The sequence below is a fragment of the Nocardia sp. MH4 genome, from assembly GCF_019266065.1.
In the GTDB taxonomy this organism is placed as follows: Bacteria; Actinomycetota; Actinomycetes; order Mycobacteriales; family Mycobacteriaceae; genus Nocardia; species Nocardia canadensis.
In genome coordinates this window covers 1-23,127 of sequence record NZ_LPNR01000057.1, presented here as the reverse complement: position 1 = coordinate 23,127, position 23,127 = coordinate 1, and the positions used below count along the sequence as shown (strand labels likewise).

Annotated in this window: 21 protein-coding genes and 1 pseudogene; 5 read left to right on the top strand and 17 right to left on the bottom strand. The window is 71.1% G+C overall.

Going from position 1 to position 23,127, the window contains the following annotated elements; translation table 11 throughout:
- Positions 1-29: 29 nt before the first annotated feature.
- The 5 genes from ATM97_RS04050 to ATM97_RS04030 all read right to left on the bottom strand — a co-directional run bounded on the left by ATM97_RS04050 (position 30) and on the right by ATM97_RS04030 (position 4,903).
- Positions 30-1,634 carry an LCP family protein gene (locus tag ATM97_RS04050; RefSeq protein WP_218716579.1) on the bottom strand — a complete coding sequence of 535 codons (1,605 nt, stop codon included), beginning with the start codon at positions 1,632-1,634 and terminating at the stop codon, positions 30-32.
- Positions 1,631-2,839: an Ig-like domain-containing protein gene (locus ATM97_RS04045; protein ID WP_218716578.1), complete on the bottom strand. Its 1,209-nt coding sequence runs from the start codon at positions 2,837-2,839 to the stop codon at positions 1,631-1,633. The genes ATM97_RS04050 and ATM97_RS04045 overlap by 4 nt, the downstream gene beginning before the upstream one ends.
- Before the next feature lie 26 nt (positions 2,840-2,865).
- Positions 2,866-3,411, bottom strand: coding sequence for a YceI family protein (locus ATM97_RS04040; protein WP_218716577.1), 546 nt, complete (start codon positions 3,409-3,411; stop codon positions 2,866-2,868).
- A 77-nt stretch (positions 3,412-3,488) separates the two neighbouring features.
- Entirely contained in the window at positions 3,489-3,677 is a 189-nt protein-coding gene (locus tag ATM97_RS04035) for a hypothetical protein (RefSeq protein ID WP_218716576.1), read from the bottom strand.
- A complete protein-coding gene (locus ATM97_RS04030) occupies positions 3,674-4,903 on the bottom strand; it encodes an MFS transporter (protein ID WP_218716575.1) in 1,230 nt (409 codons plus the stop codon). The genes ATM97_RS04035 and ATM97_RS04030 overlap by 4 nt, the downstream gene beginning before the upstream one ends.
- A gap of 131 nt (positions 4,904-5,034) precedes the next feature.
- On the opposite strand from ATM97_RS04030, the gene ATM97_RS04025 reads away from it, so the two are divergent.
- Both ATM97_RS04025 and ATM97_RS04020 read left to right on the top strand, forming a co-directional pair.
- The gene (locus ATM97_RS04025) at positions 5,035-5,850 is read left to right on the top strand and encodes a DUF72 domain-containing protein (RefSeq protein WP_218716574.1); all 816 of its coding nucleotides are present in this window, start codon (positions 5,035-5,037) and stop codon (positions 5,848-5,850) included.
- Between the two features lie 84 nt (positions 5,851-5,934).
- The gene (locus tag ATM97_RS04020; protein WP_218716573.1) at positions 5,935-6,447 is read left to right on the top strand and encodes an Rv3235 family protein; all 513 of its coding nucleotides are present in this window, start codon (positions 5,935-5,937) and stop codon (positions 6,445-6,447) included.
- Positions 6,448-7,095: 648 nt separating this feature from the next.
- On the opposite strand, the gene ATM97_RS04015 is transcribed toward ATM97_RS04020, so the two are convergent.
- Together ATM97_RS04015 and ATM97_RS04010 are read right to left on the bottom strand one after the other, a co-directional pair.
- A complete protein-coding gene (locus ATM97_RS04015; protein WP_218716572.1) occupies positions 7,096-7,551 on the bottom strand; it encodes a DUF4254 domain-containing protein in 456 nt (151 codons plus the stop codon).
- 235 nt (positions 7,552-7,786) lie between these two features.
- On the bottom strand, positions 7,787-8,932 hold the full coding sequence (locus tag ATM97_RS04010; protein WP_218716571.1) for an acyl-CoA dehydrogenase family protein: 1,146 nt from the start codon (positions 8,930-8,932) through the stop codon (positions 7,787-7,789).
- A 419-nt stretch (positions 8,933-9,351) separates the two neighbouring features.
- On the opposite strand from ATM97_RS04010, the gene ATM97_RS04005 reads away from it, so the two are divergent.
- On the top strand, positions 9,352-10,650 hold the full coding sequence (locus tag ATM97_RS04005; protein WP_218716570.1) for a hypothetical protein: 1,299 nt from the start codon (positions 9,352-9,354) through the stop codon (positions 10,648-10,650).
- A 64-nt stretch (positions 10,651-10,714) separates the two neighbouring features.
- Positions 10,715-11,980 carry a hypothetical protein gene (locus ATM97_RS04000; RefSeq protein WP_218716569.1) on the top strand — a complete coding sequence of 422 codons (1,266 nt, stop codon included), beginning with the start codon at positions 10,715-10,717 and terminating at the stop codon, positions 11,978-11,980.
- Here ATM97_RS04000 and ATM97_RS03995 read toward each other — a convergent pair.
- The 10 genes from ATM97_RS03995 to ATM97_RS03950 all read right to left on the bottom strand — a co-directional run bounded on the left by ATM97_RS03995 (position 11,977) and on the right by ATM97_RS03950 (position 22,694).
- On the bottom strand, positions 11,977-13,419 hold the full coding sequence (locus tag ATM97_RS03995) for an AIM24 family protein (RefSeq protein ID WP_218716568.1): 1,443 nt from the start codon (positions 13,417-13,419) through the stop codon (positions 11,977-11,979). The genes ATM97_RS04000 and ATM97_RS03995 overlap by 4 nt on opposite strands.
- 81 nt (positions 13,420-13,500) lie before the next feature.
- Positions 13,501-14,052, bottom strand: a complete 552-nt coding sequence (locus ATM97_RS03990; protein ID WP_218716567.1) for a GNAT family N-acetyltransferase — start codon at positions 14,050-14,052, stop codon at positions 13,501-13,503.
- Entirely contained in the window at positions 14,049-15,026 is a 978-nt protein-coding gene (locus ATM97_RS03985) for an ABC transporter substrate-binding protein (RefSeq protein ID WP_218716566.1), read from the bottom strand. The genes ATM97_RS03990 and ATM97_RS03985 overlap by 4 nt, the downstream gene beginning before the upstream one ends.
- A 33-nt stretch (positions 15,027-15,059) precedes the next feature.
- On the bottom strand, positions 15,060-16,145 hold the full coding sequence (locus ATM97_RS03980; RefSeq protein WP_218716565.1) for an iron ABC transporter permease: 1,086 nt from the start codon (positions 16,143-16,145) through the stop codon (positions 15,060-15,062).
- On the bottom strand, positions 16,142-17,050 hold the full coding sequence (locus ATM97_RS03975) for an ABC transporter ATP-binding protein (protein ID WP_255586953.1): 909 nt from the start codon (positions 17,048-17,050) through the stop codon (positions 16,142-16,144). Before ATM97_RS03975 ends, ATM97_RS03980 begins: the two co-directional genes overlap by 4 nt.
- A complete protein-coding gene (locus ATM97_RS03970; protein WP_218716564.1) occupies positions 17,047-17,991 on the bottom strand; it encodes a hypothetical protein in 945 nt (314 codons plus the stop codon). Before ATM97_RS03970 ends, ATM97_RS03975 begins: the two co-directional genes overlap by 4 nt.
- Before the next feature lie 5 nt (positions 17,992-17,996).
- Entirely contained in the window at positions 17,997-19,574 is a 1,578-nt protein-coding gene (locus ATM97_RS03965) for an MFS transporter (RefSeq protein ID WP_218716563.1), read from the bottom strand.
- Positions 19,571-20,611 carry a PLP-dependent cysteine synthase family protein gene (locus ATM97_RS03960; RefSeq protein ID WP_218716562.1) on the bottom strand — a complete coding sequence of 347 codons (1,041 nt, stop codon included), beginning with the start codon at positions 20,609-20,611 and terminating at the stop codon, positions 19,571-19,573. Before ATM97_RS03960 ends, ATM97_RS03965 begins: the two co-directional genes overlap by 4 nt.
- A complete protein-coding gene (locus tag ATM97_RS03955; RefSeq protein ID WP_218716561.1) occupies positions 20,608-21,432 on the bottom strand; it encodes a hypothetical protein in 825 nt (274 codons plus the stop codon). Before ATM97_RS03955 ends, ATM97_RS03960 begins: the two co-directional genes overlap by 4 nt.
- Positions 21,429-22,694 carry an ATP-grasp domain-containing protein gene (locus ATM97_RS03950; protein WP_218716560.1) on the bottom strand — a complete coding sequence of 422 codons (1,266 nt, stop codon included), beginning with the start codon at positions 22,692-22,694 and terminating at the stop codon, positions 21,429-21,431. Before ATM97_RS03950 ends, ATM97_RS03955 begins: the two co-directional genes overlap by 4 nt.
- Positions 22,695-22,797: 103 nt before the next feature.
- Here ATM97_RS03950 and ATM97_RS03945 point away from each other — a divergent pair.
- Positions 22,798-23,127, top strand: a pseudogene (locus ATM97_RS03945) (hypothetical protein); the annotation flags it as partial.

The following is a 23,127-nucleotide window of genomic DNA, read 5'->3' as shown; positions in this document are numbered from 1 at the left end:
CCGGTGGCCGAACCGCGGTGCCACCGTGGTCAGTTGACGCAGGGGATGGTGCTGCCGATGGTGGTGGTGACCGGCTTTCCCGCGTCGGGCAGCGGTGTGGTCGAGCCGCCGGGAACGGTGGTCGTCGGGGTCGCGGACGTTGTCGTGGTGGTCGGTGTCAGTTCGGTGGGCAGGGTGAAGTCGGCGCCGACGACCACGCGGACGTGGCCGGCCGCGAGCGTGGTGGACGCGGAAACCGGTAGCCCGCCCAGGGTTTCGGCGAGCGTTTCGGCATCGGCGGCCGCACCGGGGCCATAGGTGACAGACGAGGTGGGGCTGTCGTCGGCGGTCCCGTTGCCGATCTCGCCGGCCCGGTAGCCGCGGGCGGTCAGTGCGGCCGACAGGGTCGCGGCTTGGCCAGCGACGCCACCGACATTGTGCACATCGACGACGCTGGCCGGGATCGGCGCCGTGGTGGTGGTTTTCGGTGCTTCCTGCCCGAACGCGGCCTGGACCTCCCGTTTGATCGCGGCCGGGTCGACGATATTGACATCCTGGCCGTCGATCACGTCGTAGCGCACCACCGGCAGCGTGCGGAACTCCACCGGCAGCGACTCCGCGGCGCCCAGCTCACGGGCGAAGTCGAACAGATTCCAGCCGTCGGAGAGCACCACGTCCTTGTGCGCGACATCCATCAGCGCCGAGAGCCTGCTCAGATTGCCGAGCGTGCCGGAGTCCTTGAGCGACTTGGCCACCGAGGTCAGGAAGGCCTGCTGGCGGTGCGTGCGATCGAGGTCGCCGTTGCGCAGCCCGTGGCGCTGCCGGACGAACGCGAGCGCGTCGGAGCCGTCCAGATGCTGACGGCCCGCCGGGAACACCGCGCCGGAGAACGCACTGTCGTCGACCGCGTTGTTCAGACACACGTCCACGCCGCCGACCGCGGTCGCCAGGTCGTAGAACCCGGCCAGCGAGATCTCGGCGAACCGATCGATCGGCACGCCGACCAGATTGCGCACGGTCGACACGATCGAGGCGCGGCCCGCCTCCCGGCCGCGCCGCTCCAGCACCACCGGGTCCTTCTCGCCCTGTTCGATCAACTTCGCCTGGACCGCGGCCTTCTTCAGGCCGTAGGCCTCCTTGATCTTGACCTGTGAATAGCCCGGGATGCCCGAGACCGGGACGTAGTCGTCGCGCGGGATGGAGAACGCGACGATCTTGCGCAGATCGGCCGGGATGTGCAGCAGGATCAGCGAGTTCGCGTTGTAGCCGCCGTCGGTGCCGTCGCCGGCGTGCAGCTGGTCGAGGATCTCCTTGGGCAGGTCGTTGCCGTCGAGGTCCTTGCGGGTGTCCAGGCCGATCAGCAGGATGTTGACGTCACCACCGCGCGAGCGCGGCGCGTCCTCGCCGAGAGCGGTGGAATGGGTGAAGCCGGAGTCGAAGTCCTGCTTGGCCGACCAGGCCAGGCCGGTGCCGGTGAGCACGGCCAGCGCGGTCGTCGCCCCGAGCATCCTGGCCATGATCAGCGCGGCGCGACGGAAGCCGCCGCGACGGGCGCTGGGGTCGGCGTGGCGGGTCTGCCTGCCGATTCGCTGTGGTCCATATCCGGGGGTGTCCCGGCGCGGTGGACGTGCCGGGGTGTCGTGTCTTCGGTTCACCGCAGTGCGCTACCTGCCTGCCACTGTTCCCACGGAACGCTCCAGTCGCCGTTCTGCCACACCTCGAGCGGGGCGCCGCCGGTGTTGCGGATCTCCACCACGTCGCCGGGCTGGGCGAAGTCGTAGAACCATTTCGCGTTCTCGCCGCTGAGGTTGAGGCAGCCGTGCGAGACGTTGGTGTTGCCCTGCGCCCAGACAGTGTCGTCGAGTTGATGCAGGTAGATGCCGTCGGTGCTGATCCTGGTCGCCCAGCCGATGCTCTCCTTGTAGCCGAGCCGGGAGTTGACCGGAAGGCCGTAGGTGGAGGAATCCATGATCACCGGGTTGGCCTTGTCCATCACGGTGTAGGTGCCCGGCTGGGTCCAGAAGGTGATGGTCTTGCCCGCGACCACCTCACTGCCGCCCATTCCCATCGAGGTGGGCATGGTGCGGATCAGCGTGCCGTTCTCGTAGACCCGCACCTGCTTGTCGTTGTCGTCGACGATCGAGACGTGCGAGGGGCCGATGGTGAAACTGGTCTCGGTGTCCTCCTGGCCGTACAAGCCGCCGCCGAGGTCCTTGCCGTAGATGTCGGCGGCGAGGGTGACCTTGGTGCCGGGGGTGTAGTAGTTCTGTGGCCGCCAGTGCGCGTTGCGGTCGTCGAGCCAGTACCAGGAGCCGGTGACCGGCGGGTCGGTGGTGACGCTGAGATGCTGCTGCGCGGTGGCCCGGTCGGGGACGTCCTCGTCGAAGTGCGCGACGACGACGGTGCCGACGCCGTAACTACCCGAGGGGGCGAGCGCGGCGCCGCCGGTGGTCCGGAAATACACCTTCGTCTGGTTGTTGGGCGCGAGGGTCGAGAACGACGAGGCGATCGGTCCCACCGTGCCCGTGACGGTGAGCGCTTCGGCGCCGACGGTATAGGTGTGGCCGTAGCCGAGTGGCTCGGCGGGCTTCCAGGCGGTCTGATCAGGGGTGAAGATGCCCTCGACGGCGCGGCCCTGCTCGTTGGTCATGGTGACCGAGGTCAGCTTGCCGTCGCTGGTGCTGACCCGCACCGGCGCGAGCGGGTCGACCTCGGTCGCGCCCGCCGCGGGCGCGACGGTGATGACCGGGTCGGGCGGGGCGGTGGACTCGGGTCCCGAATCGGTGGCCGTGCCGCTACACGCCGCGACGAGCAGCGCGAGCCCGGCAGCGAGCCCGGCCCGGAAACGACGTCCTGACATTCGCCCTCCCTGTGCCCGGTGCCCGATCAGCCCTGCAAGCCGACCTCGACGTCGAGTGAGATCGTGATCTTGTCGCCGATCACGGCGCCGCCGTTGGCCATCGGCATCTCGGTGGTGATGCCGAAGTCGCGGCGGTTGATGGTGGTGGTCGCGGTGAAGCCGGCGACCGGAGCCTCGGTCATGCCGGGGCCGGCGCCGAGGAACTCCACGGACAGGGTGACCGGGCGGGTGGTGCCGCGGATGGTGAAGTCGCCGGTGACGTCGAACTCGGTGCCGCTGGGCCGGAAGCCGGTGGCCTTGAAGGTGGCGAGCGGGTAGTGCGATACGTCGAAGAAGTCGGCGGTGGCCAAGTGGGCGTCACGCTGCGGGTTGTCGGTGGTGACCGAGTCGACCTGGATCTCGACGTCGGCGTCGGCGGCACCGTCGGGGTGGATGACGAGCGTGCCGGCGAAGATCGTGAATCGGCCGCGCACCTTGCTCACCATCAGATGCCGTACGGAGAATTCCAGGGCTGAGTGGCTGGGGTCGATGACCCAGGTCCCCGCGGACAGTCCCTTGGTAGGTGCCGACATGATCTCTCCTCACTGAGCGGACCGGCCCGACGGCCGACGTGACGTGAAGCGATGACGGCACCCAGCCTAACCCCGCGTCAGTCCTCGCTGCTGGTGCGATCGCCGAGGAACCGCAGCAGCGCCGGGTCGGTGGAGGTGAATCGGTCGACTTCCTGACCGCCCGTGCACTCGAACAGGCCGATGGTCACCGAGCCGGCGCGACGGGCCAGCACCCGCCAGATCGCGCCGGAATCCGTCCAGCGCCGCAGAGTCTCGATCGGGTTCACGCCCGTGGCTCGCGGTAGTTCGCGGCGACCAGCGCCAGGCAGGCCGCGGCGATCAGCGCGACCACCAGATACATGGCCGGATAGCCGAAGCCGAAGCCGCCGTGCAGGGCCGACAGGACGGCGGGCACGCCGAAGCCGAGATAGCTCACCGAGTAGAACACCGCGTTCAGACCGGCCAGGTCGCCGGGGCCCGCGATCCGCTCGATCTGCTGAAGCCCGGCGACCAGGCCGATGCCGTAGCCGCTGCCGAGCACGACGGCGGTCAGCAGCGTCACCGGGATGCTCAGGGTGGCCGCGGTCCACGACGCCAGCACCATGCCCGCGGTGAGCAGCACCAGGGCGACGACCGCGGCCCGCGCGGTGCCCGGCCGGTCGATCCGGCGTGCGACCGACTGGATGGTGAAACCGCAGCCCAGCGTCACCATGGTGACCAGCGCGGAGAAGGCGATCGGGGCGTCCTGCACGCGTGGCAGCATGAGCGTCGGCAGCACGGCGTAGGCGGTCGCGTTGGCGGTGAACAGCCACAGCGCGATCGGCACCGCGACCCGCAGGAACCGGCGATGGCCCGCGGCGGGAATCCTCAGATCGTCGCGCAGCCTGCCCGGATTCGGCTGTCGGGTGACCGTTTCCGGTGACCTGGCCAGCCAGAGCGAGGTCGCGACGCACAGCACCGCGTTGACGAGATAGGCGGTGGAATCGGGCAGCGGGCCCCACTGCGCCAGCACCCCGGCCACGCCGGCCCCGAGCGCGAAACCCGCGGTCAGGCTCATCGCCGAGCGGCGCGCGCCGACGCCGGCGGCGGCCGCGGCGTAGGGCGGCTGGGACAGTTCCTTGAGCCAGCTGCCGCCGACCGCCATGGCCAGGCCGAGCGCGACGCCGCACAGCATCCGGCCCGCCGCCAGCATCGGGACCGAGGCGGCGCCCGCCGCGAGCAGCAGCGATCCGGCGGCCGCGATCAGCGGGGCGGGCAGCATCAGCGGGCGACGGCCGAACCGGTCCGAGAGCGGGCCGCCGATGAGCAGCGCGGGCACGATGCCGAGGACGTAGTAGAACAGCAGCAGATCGACCGCCGTCAGCGGCAGGCCGTGGTTCTTGTACATCACCAACAGCGGCGTGAACTCGTTGCCGCCCCATGCGATCGCGACCATCGCCGCGGAAACGCCGAGCCAGGCGCGCGTGCGCGTGCCGGTGACGGCACCGGGCCGTTCGCTGGTGAGAATCGCCATCACAGGCCCTTTCCGTCGTGCGCGCACCGGGGCACGCTCACGGGGCGAATGGTGGCAACCGGTCTCATTTTAGGCGGGGCCGATCGCTGTACTACGGTCGGCCTGTGCGGGAGCTGCGGGTCGGGTGTGCGATGTGGCAGCACCCACAGTGGCAGCAGCGCCAGGTAGCGCCGGGGGAGCGGCTGCGGACCTACGCGGGGTACTGCGGCGCCGTCGAGGGCAACACCACCTTCTACGCGACTCCGTCGGCCGCGACGGTCGAGTCCTGGGTTCGCCAGACCGCGCCGGACTTCCGGTTCGTGCTCAAGCCACCGCGCGCCGTTACCCACGAGCGCAGACTCGTCGACGCGCGGGGCGAGCTGTGGGCCTTCCTCGACGTGATGGCGCCGCTGGCGTCGCGGGTGCACGCGCTGTGGATCCAGTTGCCCGCGTCGTTCGGGCCCACCGATCTGGGCGCGCTGGCGCGGTTCCAGCGGGAGCTGCCCGACGGGCTGCGCTGCGCGGTGGAGGTGCGGCATCCAGCGTTCTTCACCGACGAGCGGGCGGCGGTGCAGCTGGAACGGGTGCTGGGCCGGATCGGCGCGGAGTGGGTGCCCTTCGACACCACCGTGCTGTTCGACGGACCGGCGGGCGACCCGTCGGAGTACGAGGCGCGCGCCAAGAAACCGCGGGTGCCGCGGCGGATGCGGGCGCTGACGGAGTATCCCGTCGTGCGCTATCACGGCCGCGCCGACGAAGCGCGCACCGTCGCGGGCTGGCAGCCGTGGGTCGAGACCGTGGCGCAGTGGCTGCGGGAGGGTCGCTCGCCGACGGTCTTCGTGCACACCCCCGACAACGCCGCCGCCCGCGCGCTGGCCCGGCGCTTCCACGACGCGGTCGCCGCCGTGGTGCCCGGCCTGCCGCCGCAGCCGACGCCCGCGCCCGACGGGCCGATGACCCTGTTCTGAATTCCGCGCACACCTGTCGGACCCTCGTGGCATGCTGTGCGCCAGCACTGGGGAGTGGGTGGGCGGACTCGAAGGGGACGAGTGATGTCTACGGATCGACTGTCGTTGTCGCGGGCGCCGCACTGCGAGCCGGGTCTCGCCGATCAGCGGGCGGACGCTGGTGTGCCGCATCGGGTTTCCGTTCCGCGCCGCCGCGATGCCGGTGGCGCGCCGTACGGGGTGCGCCGGGCGGTGCGCGCGTCCTGTGTGCAGGGCGCCCGGAGCCGCGCCGAATCCGACACCGGGGCAGCGCGTTTCGCCGAGCAGGTGGTGCGACTGGTGCTCGAGGTCGTCGACCGGCGCAGGCCGGTCGACCACTTGCGCTCCATGACCGACCCGCTGGTGCTGTCCGCGGTGCGCACGATGCTCACCCAGAACCTCGCGCCCGGCCGCGCGCTCGGTGCCGCCTCCCTGACGCGCGTGCGCGTGACCGCCACCGATCCCGGTGGCGCCGAGATCTTCGCCTCCTACCAGCGCGGCGACCGCACCTTCGCCGTCGCGGGCCGCATCGAATCGACCAGGGACCGTTGGCGATTGGTGGCCCTGCGATTGTTCTGAGTCCCCGGCGCGCGCTGGGCTCCGGGGCCACCCGGATTGCCCAGCGCGCGTCGGCTGCTCGGGCGCGGCGGCCGAGAACCTTGCGTGTGTGTCCGCTGCGAGTGGCTGGAACTTGGAGTGCGTCATCGCCTGGCGGCTGGGACTCGCACCGTTGCGTCAACGGGCGGGTGCTCCAGCTGCGCGGTGGCTGGGGCTCGTGCGGGCACGTCAACGCGCGGGTGCGTCAGCTGTGCGGTGGCGATCCGCTCGCCTGCCTGCGGTGGCGTGGCGTTGCGGCCCTCGCGAGGGCAGGTCGTCGGCTGGCGCGATGGTTCGCAGCGGACCGGGGGCCGCGGTGCGCCCGATGCCGGTGGGCGCTCGGAGAGGACGGAAGCTGCGTTGACGAGCGGTGCGGTTGGCAGACGGGTATCTCGGGCCGAGCTCCGTTCGCCGCCTGCCGAGACGGTTCGGGTGTCGGCTGGGCGAAGGTGGATGGGGGGTGTGGCCGACGTGGTCGTGGCGATATCGGCGTAGTGAACGGGCCCCGCCGCCCGAAGAACGGGGTCCGCCTGCCGCGCCGGACCTGGGGGAGGGTGGGTGTGAACCCGGGCGCGGCCGTGGAGCGGTGGTGCGCCGGTTCCGTGGCCGGTTCGGGCAGCGCACCGACTGTTATTCGGTGCGCGGGCGGTTCCGGCTTGGTTGCGCGCCACCGCTTTCCGGGCTGTCGCCTTCGGGGCCGTCGGGCAGTCGGCGCGCGCCGTTGGCCACCTCGACGATGAGATCGTCGTAGCCGCAAGCCAGTTCGTGCAGGCGCAGCTGGGCCGCGCGCAGTTCGGATTCGGCGCCGCAGGCCAGCGCGCGATAGGTGAGCGCGGCGAAGTGGGCCATTCGATCGACGACGGCGCCGATGCTCTCGGTGTGCATCGGCGCCGTCGTCGCGGGCCGGGGGGAGCGGATGACCACCCACCGGTCGATCTCGCAGACCAGACGTGCCCGCTCCCAGTCGATCTCGCTGGTATCGCCCGGTACGAGCTGTTCGCGGCGTTCGTGCAGACCGGCCAGTTCGTGCGCGGCGCGCAGGACGGGATCACCGTCGCCGGCGAACCCGCAGACCGCCTGCATCATGTGTTCACGGTCCGGCAGTACCGGTTCCTGTCCGGGTGCACCCGATGAACCGCCGTCCGTGTCCACTGTTGCCGCACCGTCCTCGTCGCCCGCGTTTGCACCGCTTCCGAAGGACATTCGTCTCCATCGCAGGTCCGGATAGGTCACGAAATGGCAGCTCAACCACGAAAACCGGCCGCGAGCAGCAGCGTCGCTGCGGCTCGCGGCCGGTCGAGACCCCCTGTGCGCAGGAGTGTTACAGGCTCCTGGCGATGATCTCCTTCATGATCTCGTTGGTGCCCGCGTAGATCAGCTGGACGCGGTTGTCGACCCACATCCGTGCGATCGGGTACTCGTTCATGTAGCCGTAGCCGCCGAACAGCTGCAGGCAGGTGTCGGCCACCTGCATGGCGCGGTCGGTGGTCCACCACTTCGCCATGGCGACGGTGGGGATGTCGAGCTCGCCACGGATGTGCTTCTCGACGCAGTCGTCGATGAACACGCGCGCGATGCGGGCCTCGGTGGCGACCTCGGCCAGCTTGAACTTGGTGTTCTGGAATCCGAAGACCGGGCGGCCGAACGCCTCGCGCTCCTTGGTGTAGCGCAGGGTGTGCTCGAGGGCGATCTCCATGCCCGCGACCGCGCCCATGGCCACGATCAGGCGCTCCTGCGGCAGCTGCTGCATCAGCTGGATGAAGCCCTGGCCCTCCTGGGTGCCGAGCAGGTTGGTCACCGGGACGCGCACGTCCTCGAAGAACAGCTCGGAGGTGTCCTGGCCCTTCTGGCCGATCTTGTCGAGCACGCGGCCGCGGCGGAAGCCGGGGCGGTCGGCCTCGACCAGCACCAGCGACACGCCCGAGGCGCCCTGGGTGGGGTCGGTCTTGGCGACCAGGATGATCAGGTCGGCCTGCGCGCCGTTGGTGATGAAGGTCTTCGACCCGTTGATGACGTACTCGTCGCCGTCGCGGATGGCCTTGGCCTTGACGCTCTGCAGGTCGGAGCCGGTGCCGGGCTCGGTCATGGCGATCGCGCCGACGACCTCACCGCTGGCCATCTTCGGCAGCCACTGCTTCTTCTGCTCCTCGGTGCCGTAGGCGAGCAGGTAGTGGGCGACGATGCCGTTGTGCAGGCTGACGCCCCACGAGGTGTCGACGGCGCGGGCCTGCTCCTCCATGAGGACGGCCTCGTGCGCGAAGGTGCCGCCACCGCCGCCGTACTCCTCCGGGATCGACAGACACAGCAGACCCACTTCACCCGCTTTGTTCCACAGGTCGCGGTCCACGTGGTGCTGCTCGCGGTACTTGTCGATATTGGGGACGAGTTCCTTGGCCATGAAGGCACGGGCGAGGTCGCGCAGGGCGTCCAGGTCCTCGTTCATCCAGCTGGACCGGTTCACGGCCATCGAGTCTCCTTACGGCTCGGCACAGCACTGGTCCAGGGGTGACCAGTGGTTACAGATACAGTGTGGACCACTATTGGCGAAGTGGCAATAATGAATTCTCGCCGGCGTGGGCCGGTGTGCGGACGCTACCTTGACGGCGTAAAACGCGTGCCCGATTCGCGTTGTCCGCGAACATTGTTCGACAACGGATCCGCACCGAAGGTGCGAAAACAGTGGTCCGCGCGGAGGTCGGCGATTATCTTTCGGGGTCGCGCTACCGACCGGTATCGCCTGCGCGTGTCGCTCGCGGCGCGCCGAGAATGGGCAGCGGTGTCGGAGCATCGGTTTCGCACCGGAGGGTGTATGGACTATTAATGGCGTGTGCCGTTCACACGTGTGGTCACCCGTCTGCCTTCGCGATGCCGGGGCGGTGGTCAGGCATGACCATCGAGTCTCCCGTCGAGGACGATGTCAGCCAGCTCGCCCAGCGCGTCGAACGGGCGCGTGGGCGCCTCGCCTATCAATTCGATCCCGCGCTGACCGACGCGCTGTCCGAGGACGAGCTGCGCGCGGAGCGGGAACTCGCCGAACGCATCCGTGAACAGGATCGCGAACAGCGCTGGAAGCACACCCAAGCGATGGCGCAGGCCTCCGACCGGGCCAGGAGCACCACCGAAGCGATCGAGAAGGCCGACATGCGAGATCTGCTGCTCGCCAGGAAGGCGATGGCCGCCCAGCGGCGCGAATCGAGCCCGCACGCGAAGCTGGCTTCGCTGTACCGGCATCGGTCGTGGTCGCTCAAGGCGCTGGCGGGCGTCGTCGGCGCCGGCATGTTGTGGTCGGCCGTGAACGTGCAGCACAACATCGCTCCCGGCGGCCCGAGCGATCCGCTGTACTGGTTCAGCTACCTGCTCGAGGCGATGATCAGCGTCTGTCTGATCATCATCATGGTCGGCACGAACAAAGTCGCCGAGTGGGGCGTCATCGACAACCGGCGCCAGGTCGCCATGGCCGAGATCGCGCTGCTCGGCCTCACCGTCACCCTCAACACCTACCCGTATGTGCGCGATGGCCGGTGGTACGACGCCGCGGTGCACGCCGTCGCGCCGGTGATGATCGGTGTCGCGCTGCTCATCCACGACGCCGCCAGCGCGAGGTACGGCCTGGCCATCACCCGGGCGACCAGCCAGGTCAGGGACATGCCCGACCCGGCCGAGAGCATGCTCAACCGGCACGCCACCGAGGGGGTGCGCCTCACCTACACGCCGCCGATGACCGGTCAGGCCCGTGCCGAGGCGTTCGCCGCCGACCAGGCCGCCGCCACCGCGCCGATCAGCCGTGAACCCGCCTGGGCGCCCACCGAGCCGATCGCCACCGGCAACGGTAAGCCCGCCGAGAAGCGCAAGCGGTTCGGCATCGGCAAGCCGGGGTCGGACAAGACCGCGGCCAAGAAGACCGTCGCGCCGCCGTCGGTCGCGCCCGAGCCCGCCGAAGCGGCCAAGCCCGCCGAGACCGTGAAGTCCACCGACTCGGTCCCCGCGGCCCGCAAGAGCACCATCTCCGACATCGAGGCGCGCGTCGAAAAGGCCTTCGCCGAAGCCAACTTCGGCTATGAGGCGATCGAGCCGGTCAACGTCTACGACACCGGCCAATTCCGCATCGCCGAGAGCCTGGAGCAGGAACTCAACGCGATGCGGGAGGCCCGCCGTCAGGCCCGCAAGGAGCGCGCGGGCTCCTGATCACCGCTTGACCGCGCCGCTGATTCGTGCTCGCTGAGCACGGTCGGCGGCTATCGTGCTGCGAATGAACGGGCGTGCGTTCGTCATCGGGGCGGTCGGTCTGCTGTGTGGCTACCTCAGCGGGTACGTCATCGGCCACACGCGAACCAACTTCGCCGTCGTCGCGCGCGACGGGCGGGCGAGCTGGTTCGGGTCGGGGCCGGGGTCGGCCGCGGTGATCGCGGCCGTCGTCGCGGTGGCCGTGGTCGTGCTGCTCGGTCGGTTCCGGGCGCGATATCTGGTCGCGGTGGCGGCGGGGATGGCCGGGCTGGCGATGGTGGTCGCGATCGCGGCGTTGCAGTCCGCCGGGACCTGGTCCGAGCAATGGGTTCTCGGCAGTATCGGTGCCGGGCTGCTGATCGCGGCCGCGGTGCTGCGGCCCGGCGGACAGACCTGGTTCGTCGTCGGATCGATGATCGCGGTGCTGTACGGCGCGCGCATCGACGACAGTGTCGAACTGTCACGGCGTTACGCCGACTACCTGACCACGCGCACCGTGCCCGACCTGCCCGACAGCTGGCCGTTGCTCGTCGCCGCCGTGATCGCGTTGCTGGCGGCGGGTTTCGTGGTCGGGCGGGAGCGGATCGCGCCGGTGTCGTCAGGGCGCGCGGTGGCCGTCGGTGCCGGGGTTCCGCTGGCAGCCGGTGCGCTGATCTGGGCGCTGGGCGTGCTGCCGGGCAATCCGTCGGTGACGGTCGCGGTGGTGGCGGTCGCCGGTGTGGTCGCGGTGAGCCTGTGGTTGCCGCCCGTCGAGGCCGTCTATGTGCTGACCATCCTGGCGATCTCGGCCGCGATCGCGGTCGATCCGGTGGTCGGCGTCGGGCCGGACCGGATCGGCCTGTCGATCCAGATCGGCGCGCTGGCGCTGGGCGCGCTGGTCGGCACGGTGTGGTGGCGGGTTCCGGTGGCCGGGATCGGGCTGTGCGCGCTGGTGACGCTGAGCGGCCTGGTGGCGGTGCTGAGCGGCGGCGCGGTGATCGCCGAACTGGCCTTTCGATTCGTCCTGCCCGCCGCCATCGGCCTCGCGGTCGGCGCCTGCCTGCCGGTCTCGCCGATGACGGTGATCGGCGTGTCGGTGCTGCCCGTGCTGGCCCGGCTGTTCGAGAACAGCCGGGCCGGCCGGGGGTCCGAGCTCGAGCTGGGCTGGACGGCGTACACGCCCGACACCTATACCGTCGCCACGCGCACTGCGCTACCGCTGGCGGCGGCCACCGTGGTGATCCTCGGCTGCGCGGGGCTGGTGCGGTGGCGGCAGCGTGACGGCGCCGACCAGGGACAGCCCGTGATCTAGCCGAAGATGCCGCCGGAATGACCCGCCTGCTGGCCGCCGCCGGTGCCGCCGATGAAGCCGCCGGGCGGCATCTCCGAGGGCTGCACGATGACGAAGCCGCGCCCGGTGAACGACAGCGTGCTCGCCTCACCGGTGCTGCGGCCCATCAGCCTGCCCAGGCCGAACGAGTCGTTGCGCTTGATCCCGGTCTGCAGGCTCGACGACCACGCGACCGCGGCGTTGGGGTCGGCGAAGGTGGGCTGGTCGACGGTGAGGACCACCGGGGTGCCGTGGGTGGTGATGGCGATGCGGCCGCGGCCGGTGAACACACAGTTGAACAGCCCCGCGTTGGAGGCGTAGCCCGCGGCGCCCTGGACCCGGCCGATGTCGTAGCGCAGGGTCGAGTCGAAGGCCAGCACGTTGGCGCCGTTGATGGTGAGGCCGTCGGTCCCGTCGAGGTCGATGATGTGCACGTCGGCGGCACTGTTGGCGACGAACAGGTCGCCGCGGCCGGTCACCTTCATCAGCGGCACGCCCTCCCCGGTCAGGTGCTGCCGGATGGCGCGGCCGATGCCGCCGGAGCCGAGCGCCTGGAATTGGAGGTCGCCCTGGTAGGCCACCATCGAACCGGCCCTGGCCATCACCTCGCCGTTGAGGCCGACCTTGATCATCTTGCCGCCCTGCTTCTGGATCCCGAGGCCGTTGACCTCGGCGTGCGAGGGGTCGAACAGGTCGCTGTGCACGGGCTGGGCTCCTTGCTGGGAAGGGAACGGAGACTGCGGGGCGGGAGCTCCCGGATACGGCGGAGGTGGGACGGGCGCGGCCTGGCCGGGCGGGAAGGCCACGGTCGGCGCGCTCGGTGGGTAGGCGGGGGGCGGGCCCGGTGGAGTGGCGGGCGGGGTGCTCGGCGGGTAAGCGGGCGGCGGGGTGGGCGCGGGCGGTTCCGGCTCGTCGTCGAGGTTCACGCCGAACGCCGAGGCGATCCCGGCCAGGCCGTCGTCGTAGCCCTGCCCGATCGCCCTGACCTTCCACGCGTCACCACGCCGGTAGATCTCGACACACACGACACCGCTCTCGGTGGTGAGCCGGGGGATCGGGAAAGTCAGTGTCCCCGAGGTCGATCCGATGGTGGTGGTCAGCTCGCCGACGGCGGCGAAGGTGGTGGGACCGCGCCCGTCCAGGCTCGCGGTCACCACCACCTTGTCCACGTCGGCGGGCAGCGCGGAGGTCCGCACCTGCACCACGTCCGGTCCGCCGTTGCCGTGCCGGTAGACGACGCCGGGCCCGGTCGGCTGATTGAAGAAGACGAAGTCGGCGTCGGAACGCACGACTCCGGCTGTGTTCAGCAACAGGGCCGAGACGTCGACCGAGGCCGAACTCGCCACGGTGACGGTCAGCTCGTCACCGGGGGCGGGGCGGTTCTCGCCGGGAGCCAGCGCGGTCACGACACCACGTCCCATGACTGGGTGGTTTGTCCGATTCGAAATCGTTCCACGGCCTCGATAGTGCCGTGTGTGCCGCCGCCGCGCCAGCTGCCCCTGTCAGCGCGGCTGTTCCCGGTCCAGCGGGATTTCCAGATGCACGGTCTGGAATCCGTCGTGGGGGCCGCGCGCGTCGTGCACGACCCGGCCGAAGGTGAGCCAGAACTCCAGGGCGCCGGGTGTCCGCGCGTCGGTGTGCAGGTACAGCTTCTCGAACGACGACGTGGCGCGCACGTGCTCGATCGCCGCCGCGACCAGCCGGGTGGCCAGGCCGCGCCGGTGGTGTTCGGGCCGGACGTAGACCCGGAACAGCTGCGCGGTGGTCGCGTCCGGATAGGCCAGGGCGAGCTCGGCCGGATGCGGTGGGTGCGCGGGCCCCTGCGCCCGGACCGCGGTGGTCGCGACGATCGCGCCGTCGTGTTCGGCGACCCAGAGCCGATGGCGGGGCTCGCGCAGGTACGCGTTCTCCGGATCGATCACGTCCTGGTGGTATTCGGGCAGGTAGCCGATGCCGAACACGCGATAGAAGGTGTCGAGCATGACGCTGCGCGCGCCCGGCAGATCCGCGAGTCCGGCGGGCCGGACGAGATAGTCGGTGGTGGCGGTGGTCATCGCACCCGCTCCAGTTCCCGGTCGAGCACTTCCAGTCCCTCGACCGCGACCGGTCCCGGCCCGGTGTAACCGAAGGGCGCCACGATGATCCGGTCGTCGCGGATCGCGCGCAGCCCGGCGAGTTCGGGTCGCTGACGCAGCGCGGTGCGGACCGCCTCGGGCGTCTGATCGCCCTGGGTGAGCAGGATGATCACCGCCGGATCGCGGGCGATGAGGGTCTCGGTATTGGCTTCGAAGTTGCGCTTGTCGATGCCGCCGTAGATGTTGTCCAGGCCCAGGATCTTCATCTGGGCGTCGACGGTGCTCTTGGCCCCGTAGGCCTTCAGCTGGGCGCCGTCGCGGGAGATGATCAGCGCCGCGGCCGGAATGCGGGCGGCGCCTGCCGGATGCCGCTGGGTGACGGCGTCGACGCGGCGCTGTAATGCGGTGACCTCGGCGTCGGCGGCACTCGCGGTGCCGAAGAGCTTGCCGTAGAGGGAGATGTCGGCGAACACGTCCTCGAAGGTGCCCGCCGCGTCGCGGCAGTAGCCGCGGGTCACGATCAGCGGGATGTTCACCTGGGCGAGGTCGTCGGGGGTCACCGAGAGTCCTTCGACGCTCACCACCAGGTCGGGGGCGCGGCTGATGATCTCCTCGCGCGCGAGTTCCGCGGTCGGCGCGGTGATTTCGATGCCTTTCAGCCGATCGCCGTATTCGCCGGGGAAGGCGGCGGCTTCGAAGGTGCGGGTGACGATGCGATCGGCCGCGCCCGCCGCGGCGATCAGCGGAGCGGCGATGGACCCGACGGTGACGACGCGCTGCGGCGGCGCGGTGAAGGTGACCTCGCGACCGCAGCTCGAGATCGTCATCGGGAAGCCGTCGGCGGCCGGGGTGGTGGCCGGGGCGGGCGTGCCGCACCCGGCGACGACGGCACTGGTGAGCAGGGCGAGAACGGGCAACGTCGCACGGCGCGACGCGGAGACACCTGAGAACACGGTGATCGGGTTTCCTTTCGTGGAGCGAAGAATTCAGGAGGCCGGGGCCTGGAAGCGCCGGATCAGGATCAGCAGCAGGGGCGCGCCGACGGCTGCGGTGACGATGCCGATGGGCAGCTCGCGCGGCGCGAACACCGTCCGCGCGGCCACATCGGCGACCACCAGGAACAGCGCCCCGAGCAGCCCGCTGACCACCAGCAGCTGTCGGTGCGCCGCACCGGCGCAGAGCCGGGCGACGTGCGGCACGATCAGCCCGACGAAGCCGATGGCACCGGCCACGGCCACCACCGCGCCGACGGCCAGCGCGACGATCAGCAACGCCCACAACCGGATCCGGTTCGGGGCGACGCCGAGCGTGCGCGCGGTGTCGTCGCCCGCGGCCAGCGCGTCCAGGCGCGGAGCCAGCAGCAGCACCGCGACCGTGGTCGCCGCGACGACGGCCACCGTGGTCGCCACCGAGGACCACGCGGCGGGTGCCAGCGAACCGAGCAGCCAGAACAGCACCGTCCGGGCGCCTTCGGGCCGGTCGGAGGCGAAGATCAGGAAGCTGGTCGCCGCGGCGAAGATGTAGCCGATCGTGACCCCGCCCAGCAGTAGCCGCAGCGAGGTGAGCTGTCCGTTGATCCGCGCGATGACGAACAGCAGCGCGGTGGCGGCCAGCGCGCCGACGAACGCGCTCGCCGCCAGGGCCGTCGCCGTCGTCGCCGCGGTGATCCCGAACAGCAGATACACCGCGGCGCCGGTCGAGGCGCCGGAGGTGACGCCGAGGATGTGCGGGTCGGCGAGCACATTGCGCACCACGGTCTGCAGCACCGCACCGGTGATCGCCAGTGCCGCCCCGACGAGCGCGCCGAGCAGCACCCGGGGCACCCGCACCAGCCAGACGATGGAGTCCTGCGCGGAGGTCCAGTCGGCCGTCACCGGGTGCCCGAGGGTGTGGTGGCCGATGATCCGCGCGACCGTGCCCGGCGGCACCGCCACCGGCCCCAGCCCCGCGGCCACCAGCAGGGTCACCACGAGCGCGACACCCAGTACACCGGCCGGCAGGAGCGCGCGCCGCCGGTGCCGGGCGTGGTCGAGATCGTCGACCGTGGGTGGGATCGTGAGCGTCGCGGTCATCGCGCAACCGCCTCTCGGGTCGCGGGCGACGGTGTGTCGTCGCTCGGTGTGTCGGGATCGCCGGGGTCCGCGGTGAATGCTCGCGCCTGCACCGATCGGTCGGCCGGGGCGGCCGCCGGTTGGTTGGCCCGGGCGGCTGTCGGTTCGTCGGTGGGGCCGAAGAGGAGTTGGATCGCGCCGAAGGCGGTGGTCCGGCGGACCGGGATGCCGTAGACGGGCTCGAGGACTTCCGGGGTCAGGACGTCGGACACGGTGCCCGCGGCGGCGACCCGGCCGCCGTCGAGCAGGACGAGCCGGTCGCAGTAGCGCGCGGCCAGGTTCAGCTCGTGCAGCACCACGATGGTGGTGGTCGCGGTGAGGCCGCGGACCAGGCCGAGCAGTTCGTGTTGGTAGCGGATGTCGAGGTGGTTGGTCGGTTCGTCGAGCAGCAGGTGGTCGGCCTGCTGGGCCAGCGCCCTGGCGATCAGGACGCGCTGCCGTTCGCCGCCGGACAGGGTCGCGAACCGGCGTTCGGCCAGCGCTCGCGCCCCGACGTGGTCGAGCGCGGCCGCGGCGGCGATCCGGTCGGCGCGTGCATACCCTTGGAACGCACCGACCCACGGCGACCGGCCGAGCAGCACCGTCTCGGCGACGGTGACCGGGGTGTCTGGCGGGGATTCCTGGGCGACCACGGCCAGCCGGCTCGCGAGCGCCCGGCCGCGCAACTGGTCGACCGGCGTCGTATCGATCACGACGGTGCCGCCCGCCGGGCGCAGCGCGCGATACATCAACCGCAGCAGGGTGGACTTGCCGGACCCGTTCGGCCCGATCAGCCCGATCGTGCTGCCCTGGTCGACCTGGAAGGTGATGTCGTCGAGGGTCGTTCGGCCGTCGTAGGTGAAGCGGATCTGGTCGACGGTGATCATCGCGGTGTGCTCTCTGCTCGGGGGTGGGACGACAGGTGGGCGCGCTCGCGCGGCGGCGTGTCGACGGCGGGCCGCCACGAGTGGTGCACCGTGACCGAGCAGGCGAAGCCGTCGCAGATGCGCCGCGCGGCGAGAACCTGCTCGCGCAGCCGGGAATCGCTGTCGGCCAGCAGGATCCCCGTCGTGGTGCCGCTGTGCGCGACGACGACGCCGAGCGCGCCGATCGCGCGCGCCGCGCGGATCGTCGCGTCCAGATGCGGCCGGTCCCGCAGCGTCGCGCTGAGCACCGCGCTGCGGGTGGCGACCGCCCCGACCCCGGCGAGGTCGCCGCGTGCGACCGCGACCGTCAGTTCGCTCAGCAGCCGGTCGTATTCGCGCTTGTCGGCCGGGCCGAAACACGGCCCGGCGCGGTTGAATTCGACGGTGTCGACCGCACCGCCCTCGTCGCCGGTGACGATGGTCAGCGGCGGCAGCGTGCCGAGCCGGGCGAGCAGCCTGACCTCGCGATGGAAGTAGGCGACGGTGCCCGGATACATGACGCCGTCGGAGGGTTCGATGGCGCGCAGGTCGGCCTCGAGTTCGTCGACGGGCACGGTGCGGCCCTCGGCGTCGGCGACCGCGCGAGCGGTGGCGACGAGGTCGGCGGTGGAACTGGCCAGGCCCTTGCCCTCGGGCAGTTCGCTGTGCAGGGTCAGCCGTCCGCCCCGCAGCACCCGGGACCGGGCGACCATCGCGCTCGCCAGCCTGCGCGCCTTCGACTTCTGTTCCGGCACCACGGTGATGCCGTCGCCGCCGGGCTCGAAGACGGCCACGGAGCCGCGCCGGATGGGCAGGGTGACCAGGAAGTGCCGATCACGCGCGGTGACGCCTTGCAGCAGTTCCCCGCAGCTGCCGTAGGCGCGCCCGACGCCGATCCCGGACGCGGTGAGGTCGGTGGTCATCGGTGTCACCGCCGTTCGCCGGGAGAGTCGCCGCTGGGTACCGTGGCCGCCGACGCCCCGCGAGAGGCACCGCTACGGGTGGCGCCGGGCGCGCGGGCCGCGAGATCGGGAGTTCCGCCGATGCCGGTGGAGCTGGGAATGCGGCCCGGGGGAGCAGGAGGGGCATCGCTACCGGTGGCGCCGGGCTTGCGCGTGGGGGAAGTCGCAGGGGCGACGGCATCGGTGGCGCCGGGCATGCGCGCTGGGGGAGCCGGCGGGGCGTCGGTGTCGATGGTCTCGGGGCCGGGGCCGGGCAGCACGTCGTGGTGGTGCAGGCGTAGCAGGGCGAACGCCGACAGCAGTCCCGCCGCCGCGCAGAGCAGGGCGGGCGGCCAGGTGAGCGATCCGCCCGCGCGATCGAGTATCCAGCCGATCACCGAGGTGGCCACGACCGTGAACACCCCCGACGCCAGATAGAACGCACCGAAATACGTTCCGGTCAGCCGATTCCCGGCGAAGCGGCCGATCGCCTCGTTCACGAACGGCTGCACCGCCGTCACACCGAGCGCCAGCAGCACCGCGGCCGCCACCACGGGCGCGACGCGGATCACGGTGCCCACCAGACCATCACCCGCCGCCGCGACGAGCCCCGCCAGGGCGGGTGGCAGCAGGAACGACAGACCCATGATCGCCATCCCGAGCGCCATCGCGGGCCCCCGCCGCGATCGGCGCGCCAGCACCGTGGTGACCCGCACCTGCAACGCCACCACCGCGATCGTCTCCACCACGAACAGCGCGGCCACCGCGGCGGGACCGTGCCCCGGCCCCGCGCTGTCCTGTGCCTGCAGGGTGAACACGAAGTAGATCTGGCTCTGCAGCGCGAACATCGGCATCAGGGCGAGGGTGAAGGCCCAGAACCGGCGATCGGTGAACACCGTCGCGAAGTCGGCCCCGACGCCGCCGTCGTGCCGGGGCACCGGTCGGGCGGGCAGCAGCAGCCACTGCACCACCGCGAGCACCGCGAAGATCGCCGCCGCGACCAGCGCGGATATCCGGAAGCCCGCCGCGATCAGGACGGTGCCGAGCACCGGACCGATCGCTGAGCCCGCGTTGCCGAACACGTTGAACAGCGCGAACGCCTGCGCGGAACGGGCACCGCTGTCACGAGCGATGAAGGCCCGGACCGCCGGATTGAACAGTGCCCCCGCGAAACCGGTGAGCACTGAGGCCGCCAGCACCACCGGCAGCGACCCGCCCACGGCGAACAGTGCGAAACCGAGCGCCCGGACGGCGAGTCCGGTCATGATCACGCCGCGGGCGCCGAGCCGGTCCGCCGCCGAGCCGCCGACCAGGAACAGTCCCTGCTGGCTGAGATTGCGGACCCCGAGCACCACACCGACCACCGCGGCCGACAGGGCGAGGTCGTCGAGGAGGTACTCCGCCAGGAAGGGCACCAGCAGGTAGAAGCCGATATGTCCGACAAGGTGATTCACCAGCAGCAGCCGCACCGCACCCGGCATCGCGCGGAACGTGGCCGGCCCGCTCATCCGGCGGCCCCGCCGCGCGACCGCGAACCCGGCGCGGCTGCCGGCGAGCCGGATCACGCCGTCACCTCCGCGGCGGGATCGCGCACGATCGCGCAGCGGCCCCAGCCGGTCACCTCTGACCCCGTGGGCGATTCGAGCTCTGCCGGTGCGTGGGCGTGCGGGCCGAGCAGGTTGTTGGCGTGGCACCAGTCGTCGTCGTAGATGGTGCGCAGGTAACGGTGCGGCCCGTCGGGAAACACGGTGAGCACCCGGGCTTCCGGTGCGCGGTCGGCGGCCCAGCCCGCGACCAGGGCGGCGGCGCCCGTGCTCCAGCCGCCGGCGATCCCGGTCGAGGCCGCGAGCCGACGGCACGACGCGACCGCCTCACTGGCACCCACCCAGTGCACCTCGTCGAAATCGGCGTAGGCCACATTGCGGGGCAGGATGCTGCTGCCCAGACCGCGCATGAGTCTGCGCCGGTCGGGCTGGCCGAAGATGCGGGAGCCGACCGCGTCCACCCCGATCACCCGCAGGTGGGGCCACCGGGTGCGCAGTACCCGGGTGAGCCCGGCGCAATGTCCGCCCGAGCCGATCGAGGCGACGAGCACATCGACGGTGTCGACCTGGTCGAGGATCTCCGCACCCATCGCCTGGTAGCCGCCCGCGTTGTCGGGGTTGTCGTACTGGTCGGGCCAATAGGCGCCCGGTGTCGCGGCGAGCAGTTCGGCGAGCCGGTCCAGCCGGGCGCGCTGCCACCCGCCCGTCGGGTGCGGGGTGGCGACGACCTGGAGGGTGATCCCGAAGGCCGAGAACAGCGAGCGCAGTTCGGGTTCCAGCTCGTCGTCGACCACGAGCAGGACCGGATGTCCGAGTGCCTTGCCCGCCAGCGCCAACCCCAGACCGAGGGTGCCGCTGGTGGATTCGATGATGGTCGCGCCCGGCGCCAGTTCGCCGCGGGCCGTAGCGCCCCGCAGCATCGACAGGGCCGCGCGGGCCTTCATGCCCGCGATGCTCGCGGCTTCGAGTTTCGCCGTGTACCAGCTGCTTTCGGTGGCGATCGGCACGACGGGCGTACCACCGACGAGCTGGAGCAGGGCGGGCTGCGGTGTGGTCATGAGCGCTCTCGATAGGTGACGACGGTGCTGGGTCCGCCGTCGAGGGAGAAGAACGGGTACGGCTCGGCCGAGATCGCGTGCACGCCGGCGCCGAGGAACCACGGCAGCACCGCGCTCCCGGTCTGGGCGAACAGCACCAGCGGGAGACCACGATCGACGGCGATAGCGCGCAGCGTGTCGAAACTGCCGTTACCCAGCGTCATTCCGGTGACCAGCAGCGCGTCGAAGTCCGGCGGGGCCGCCGCGACGGACTCGTACACGGGCTCACCCCATTCGGTGACGCCGCCCGCGAGGTCACACGGCAGATACTCGATCGCCCGCGCCCGTAGTTCGGCCAGCAGCGAGCCGACCACCCCGACGACCAGCACCTTGCCGACCCCGGCGGGCAGCAGGTCGACCACCGCCATGGCCCGGCGACGGGACTTCGTCAGGGAGGTCGGCCCGTCGATCACCACCGGTTCGCCCGTCGCCCCGGCCGCGCGCGGATGCGGCCGCGTGTGCATCAGGTAGGCGTCCAGGGCCGCGATCCGGACCTCGGCGCGCGGATGCGCGAGCAACTCCGCGATCGAGGCCGCGACGCAGTCGTCGACGAGTTCGGTGGTGGCCGTGCCGGGTTCGAGCCCGCACGAGCCGACGGCCGCGCCGAGCCGGATGCTCAGCACCTCGTTGCGGTAGCCGCGGGTCCGGCCTGGGTGGTGGGTGCCGTAGGTGGTGCGGAACGCGGTCGAGGCGTGCAGGGACGTGGCGTCGGGCCCGAGCAGGCCCGCGCGCGCCCACTCGGTGAGTTCGGCGACCGAGGGGGGACAGGCGGCGACGGTCATGCCGGACCACCCGGCGCGGCGAGCTCGAAGCGCAGGTCTGCGATCAGTTTTCGGGCCGGCTCACCCGCGCCACCGGGCGCGGTGTCGGTCACCATGACATGACCGAGGTAGCTGTTGTTGTCGGTCGCCGGCCGCACCCGCGTGCCGAGCGCCGCGAGGGTGTACTCCACGATCCGGGGATCCTCGGCCCAGTGGGCGGCGCCGTCGATGCCCGTGAGTTCGCCGGTCCCGGTGGGCACGGCGAACGCGACCGCCGCGCTCGCCACCGCGGTCGGGCGAGGTGTCAGATCCGGGACGCCACCCGCGGCGACCTCGGCATAGGTCGCGGCCAAGTCGATTCCGGTCACCCGCCGGATGAGTTCGGTGATGCGGTTGCCCGCGGGCCGCGGGTTCACCTCGATCAGGCGCGGGCCCCGCGCGCCCAGCTTGATCTCGGTGTGCGCGACGGTCGCGTCCAGGCCCAGCGCGGCGACGGCCGCCACCGCGAGTTCGACGACGGCCGCCGTCTCGGTGTCCGACAGCGCGGCGGGAAACATGTGACCCGCTTCGATGAACGCGGGTTCCCCGGTGAGCTGCTTGTCGGTCACGCCGATCACCGTCGTGCGGCCACCCACGGTCACCGTCTCGACGCTGAATTCCGGTCCGTCGACACACTCCTCGAGCAGCACCCGTGGTGAGCGGCGCTGGCCACGCGCGTTCACCGGAAACCCGGCGATCCGGTCCACCGCGGCACGCAGCTCGGTCTCGTTCTCGACGCGGCGCACGAACATCCCGCCGCACAGATCGACCGGCTTCACCACCAGTGGATAGCCGAGAATCGCGGCGGCGCCGACGATCTCGTCCCAGTCCTGCGCGATCTCGAAGGCGGGGCCCGCGACACCGGCGGCGTGGCAGAGCTGTCTGGTCCGGTACTTGTCACACGCGTCGGCCACGGCGGTGCGCCCGGCGCCCGGCAGGCCGAGGTCGGCGGCGATCGCGGCGACCGTCGGCAGGTAGTAGTCGCAGGAGGTGAGTACGCCGTCGAAACCGAAGACCTCGTGCAGTTTTCGCACGTAGGGCAGCAGCGTGGCCTCGTCGTTGGTCTCGGCGGTGAACACGTTGTCCGCGGCGAGCAGGGGGTGCGGGGTCGGTGTCCCCGGTCGGAGGTAGTGCGCGAGATCCCTGGTCAGGAAGCTGAACCTGTGCCCGGTGTCCTTGATTCCCGCCGGGAGCAGGGTGCTCATCGAGCCGACCCAACTCTCCACCATCAGCAGATGTCCCACGTAGCCTCCCAGCCTCGAGCAAGGTGCTAATGATAACCATTATCGTTAAGATGCGACAGTCGAGCGCTCGCTCGATCGGAAATGATGAGGAAGACGCATGTTGATGAGGAAATTCGTAGTGCCCGCCGTGCTTTCGCTGGCGGCGTTGACGGCCGCCACCGGGGCGGCGCACGCGCAGGCGCCGGAGCGACCGGTGTCCTTCACCGCCCACGCCACCGAGACCGCGTCGATCATCGAGATCGAGCAGGGCTCGCTGGTGGTGGACAACGGGGCGCTGCAGGTGCGCGACACGGCGGGCACCGTCGTCGCCGCGACGCCGCTGACCTTCGCCGTCGACGATTTCGAGTTCCCGATCGCCGCCGAGATCACCGGCCGCACCGCCACCCTCACCCCCCAGCTGAGCATGGACAAGGCCGTCTACAAACCGGTCGCA

Coding starts and splice junctions, on each gene's coding strand:
- ATM97_RS03995 (WP_218716568.1), bottom strand. CDS start 13,419: ATGGGACGTGGTGTCGTGACCGCGCTGGCTCCCGGCGAGAACCGCCCC.
- ATM97_RS04030 (WP_218716575.1), bottom strand. CDS start 4,903: ATGGCGATTCTCACCAGCGAACGGCCCGGTGCCGTCACCGGCACGCGC.
- ATM97_RS04045 (WP_218716578.1), bottom strand. CDS start 2,839: ATGTCAGGACGTCGTTTCCGGGCCGGGCTCGCTGCCGGGCTCGCGCTG.
- ATM97_RS03960 (WP_218716562.1), bottom strand. CDS start 20,611: ATGACCACACCGCAGCCCGCCCTGCTCCAGCTCGTCGGTGGTACGCCC.
- ATM97_RS04040 (WP_218716577.1), bottom strand. CDS start 3,411: ATGTCGGCACCTACCAAGGGACTGTCCGCGGGGACCTGGGTCATCGAC.
- ATM97_RS04010 (WP_218716571.1), bottom strand. CDS start 8,932: ATGGCCGTGAACCGGTCCAGCTGGATGAACGAGGACCTGGACGCCCTG.
- ATM97_RS03980 (WP_218716565.1), bottom strand. CDS start 16,145: ATGACCGCGACGCTCACGATCCCACCCACGGTCGACGATCTCGACCAC.
- ATM97_RS03990 (WP_218716567.1), bottom strand. CDS start 14,052: ATGACCACCGCCACCACCGACTATCTCGTCCGGCCCGCCGGACTCGCG.
- ATM97_RS03970 (WP_218716564.1), bottom strand. CDS start 17,991: ATGACCACCGACCTCACCGCGTCCGGGATCGGCGTCGGGCGCGCCTAC.
- ATM97_RS03955 (WP_218716561.1), bottom strand. CDS start 21,432: ATGACCGTCGCCGCCTGTCCCCCCTCGGTCGCCGAACTCACCGAGTGG.
- ATM97_RS04000 (WP_218716569.1), top strand. CDS start 10,715: ATGAACGGGCGTGCGTTCGTCATCGGGGCGGTCGGTCTGCTGTGTGGC.
- ATM97_RS04015 (WP_218716572.1), bottom strand. CDS start 7,551: ATGATGCAGGCGGTCTGCGGGTTCGCCGGCGACGGTGATCCCGTCCTG.
- ATM97_RS03975 (WP_255586953.1), bottom strand. CDS start 17,050: ATGATCACCGTCGACCAGATCCGCTTCACCTACGACGGCCGAACGACC.
- ATM97_RS04025 (WP_218716574.1), top strand. CDS start 5,035: ATGTGGCAGCACCCACAGTGGCAGCAGCGCCAGGTAGCGCCGGGGGAG.
- ATM97_RS04020 (WP_218716573.1), top strand. CDS start 5,935: ATGTCTACGGATCGACTGTCGTTGTCGCGGGCGCCGCACTGCGAGCCG.
- ATM97_RS04005 (WP_218716570.1), top strand. CDS start 9,352: ATGACCATCGAGTCTCCCGTCGAGGACGATGTCAGCCAGCTCGCCCAG.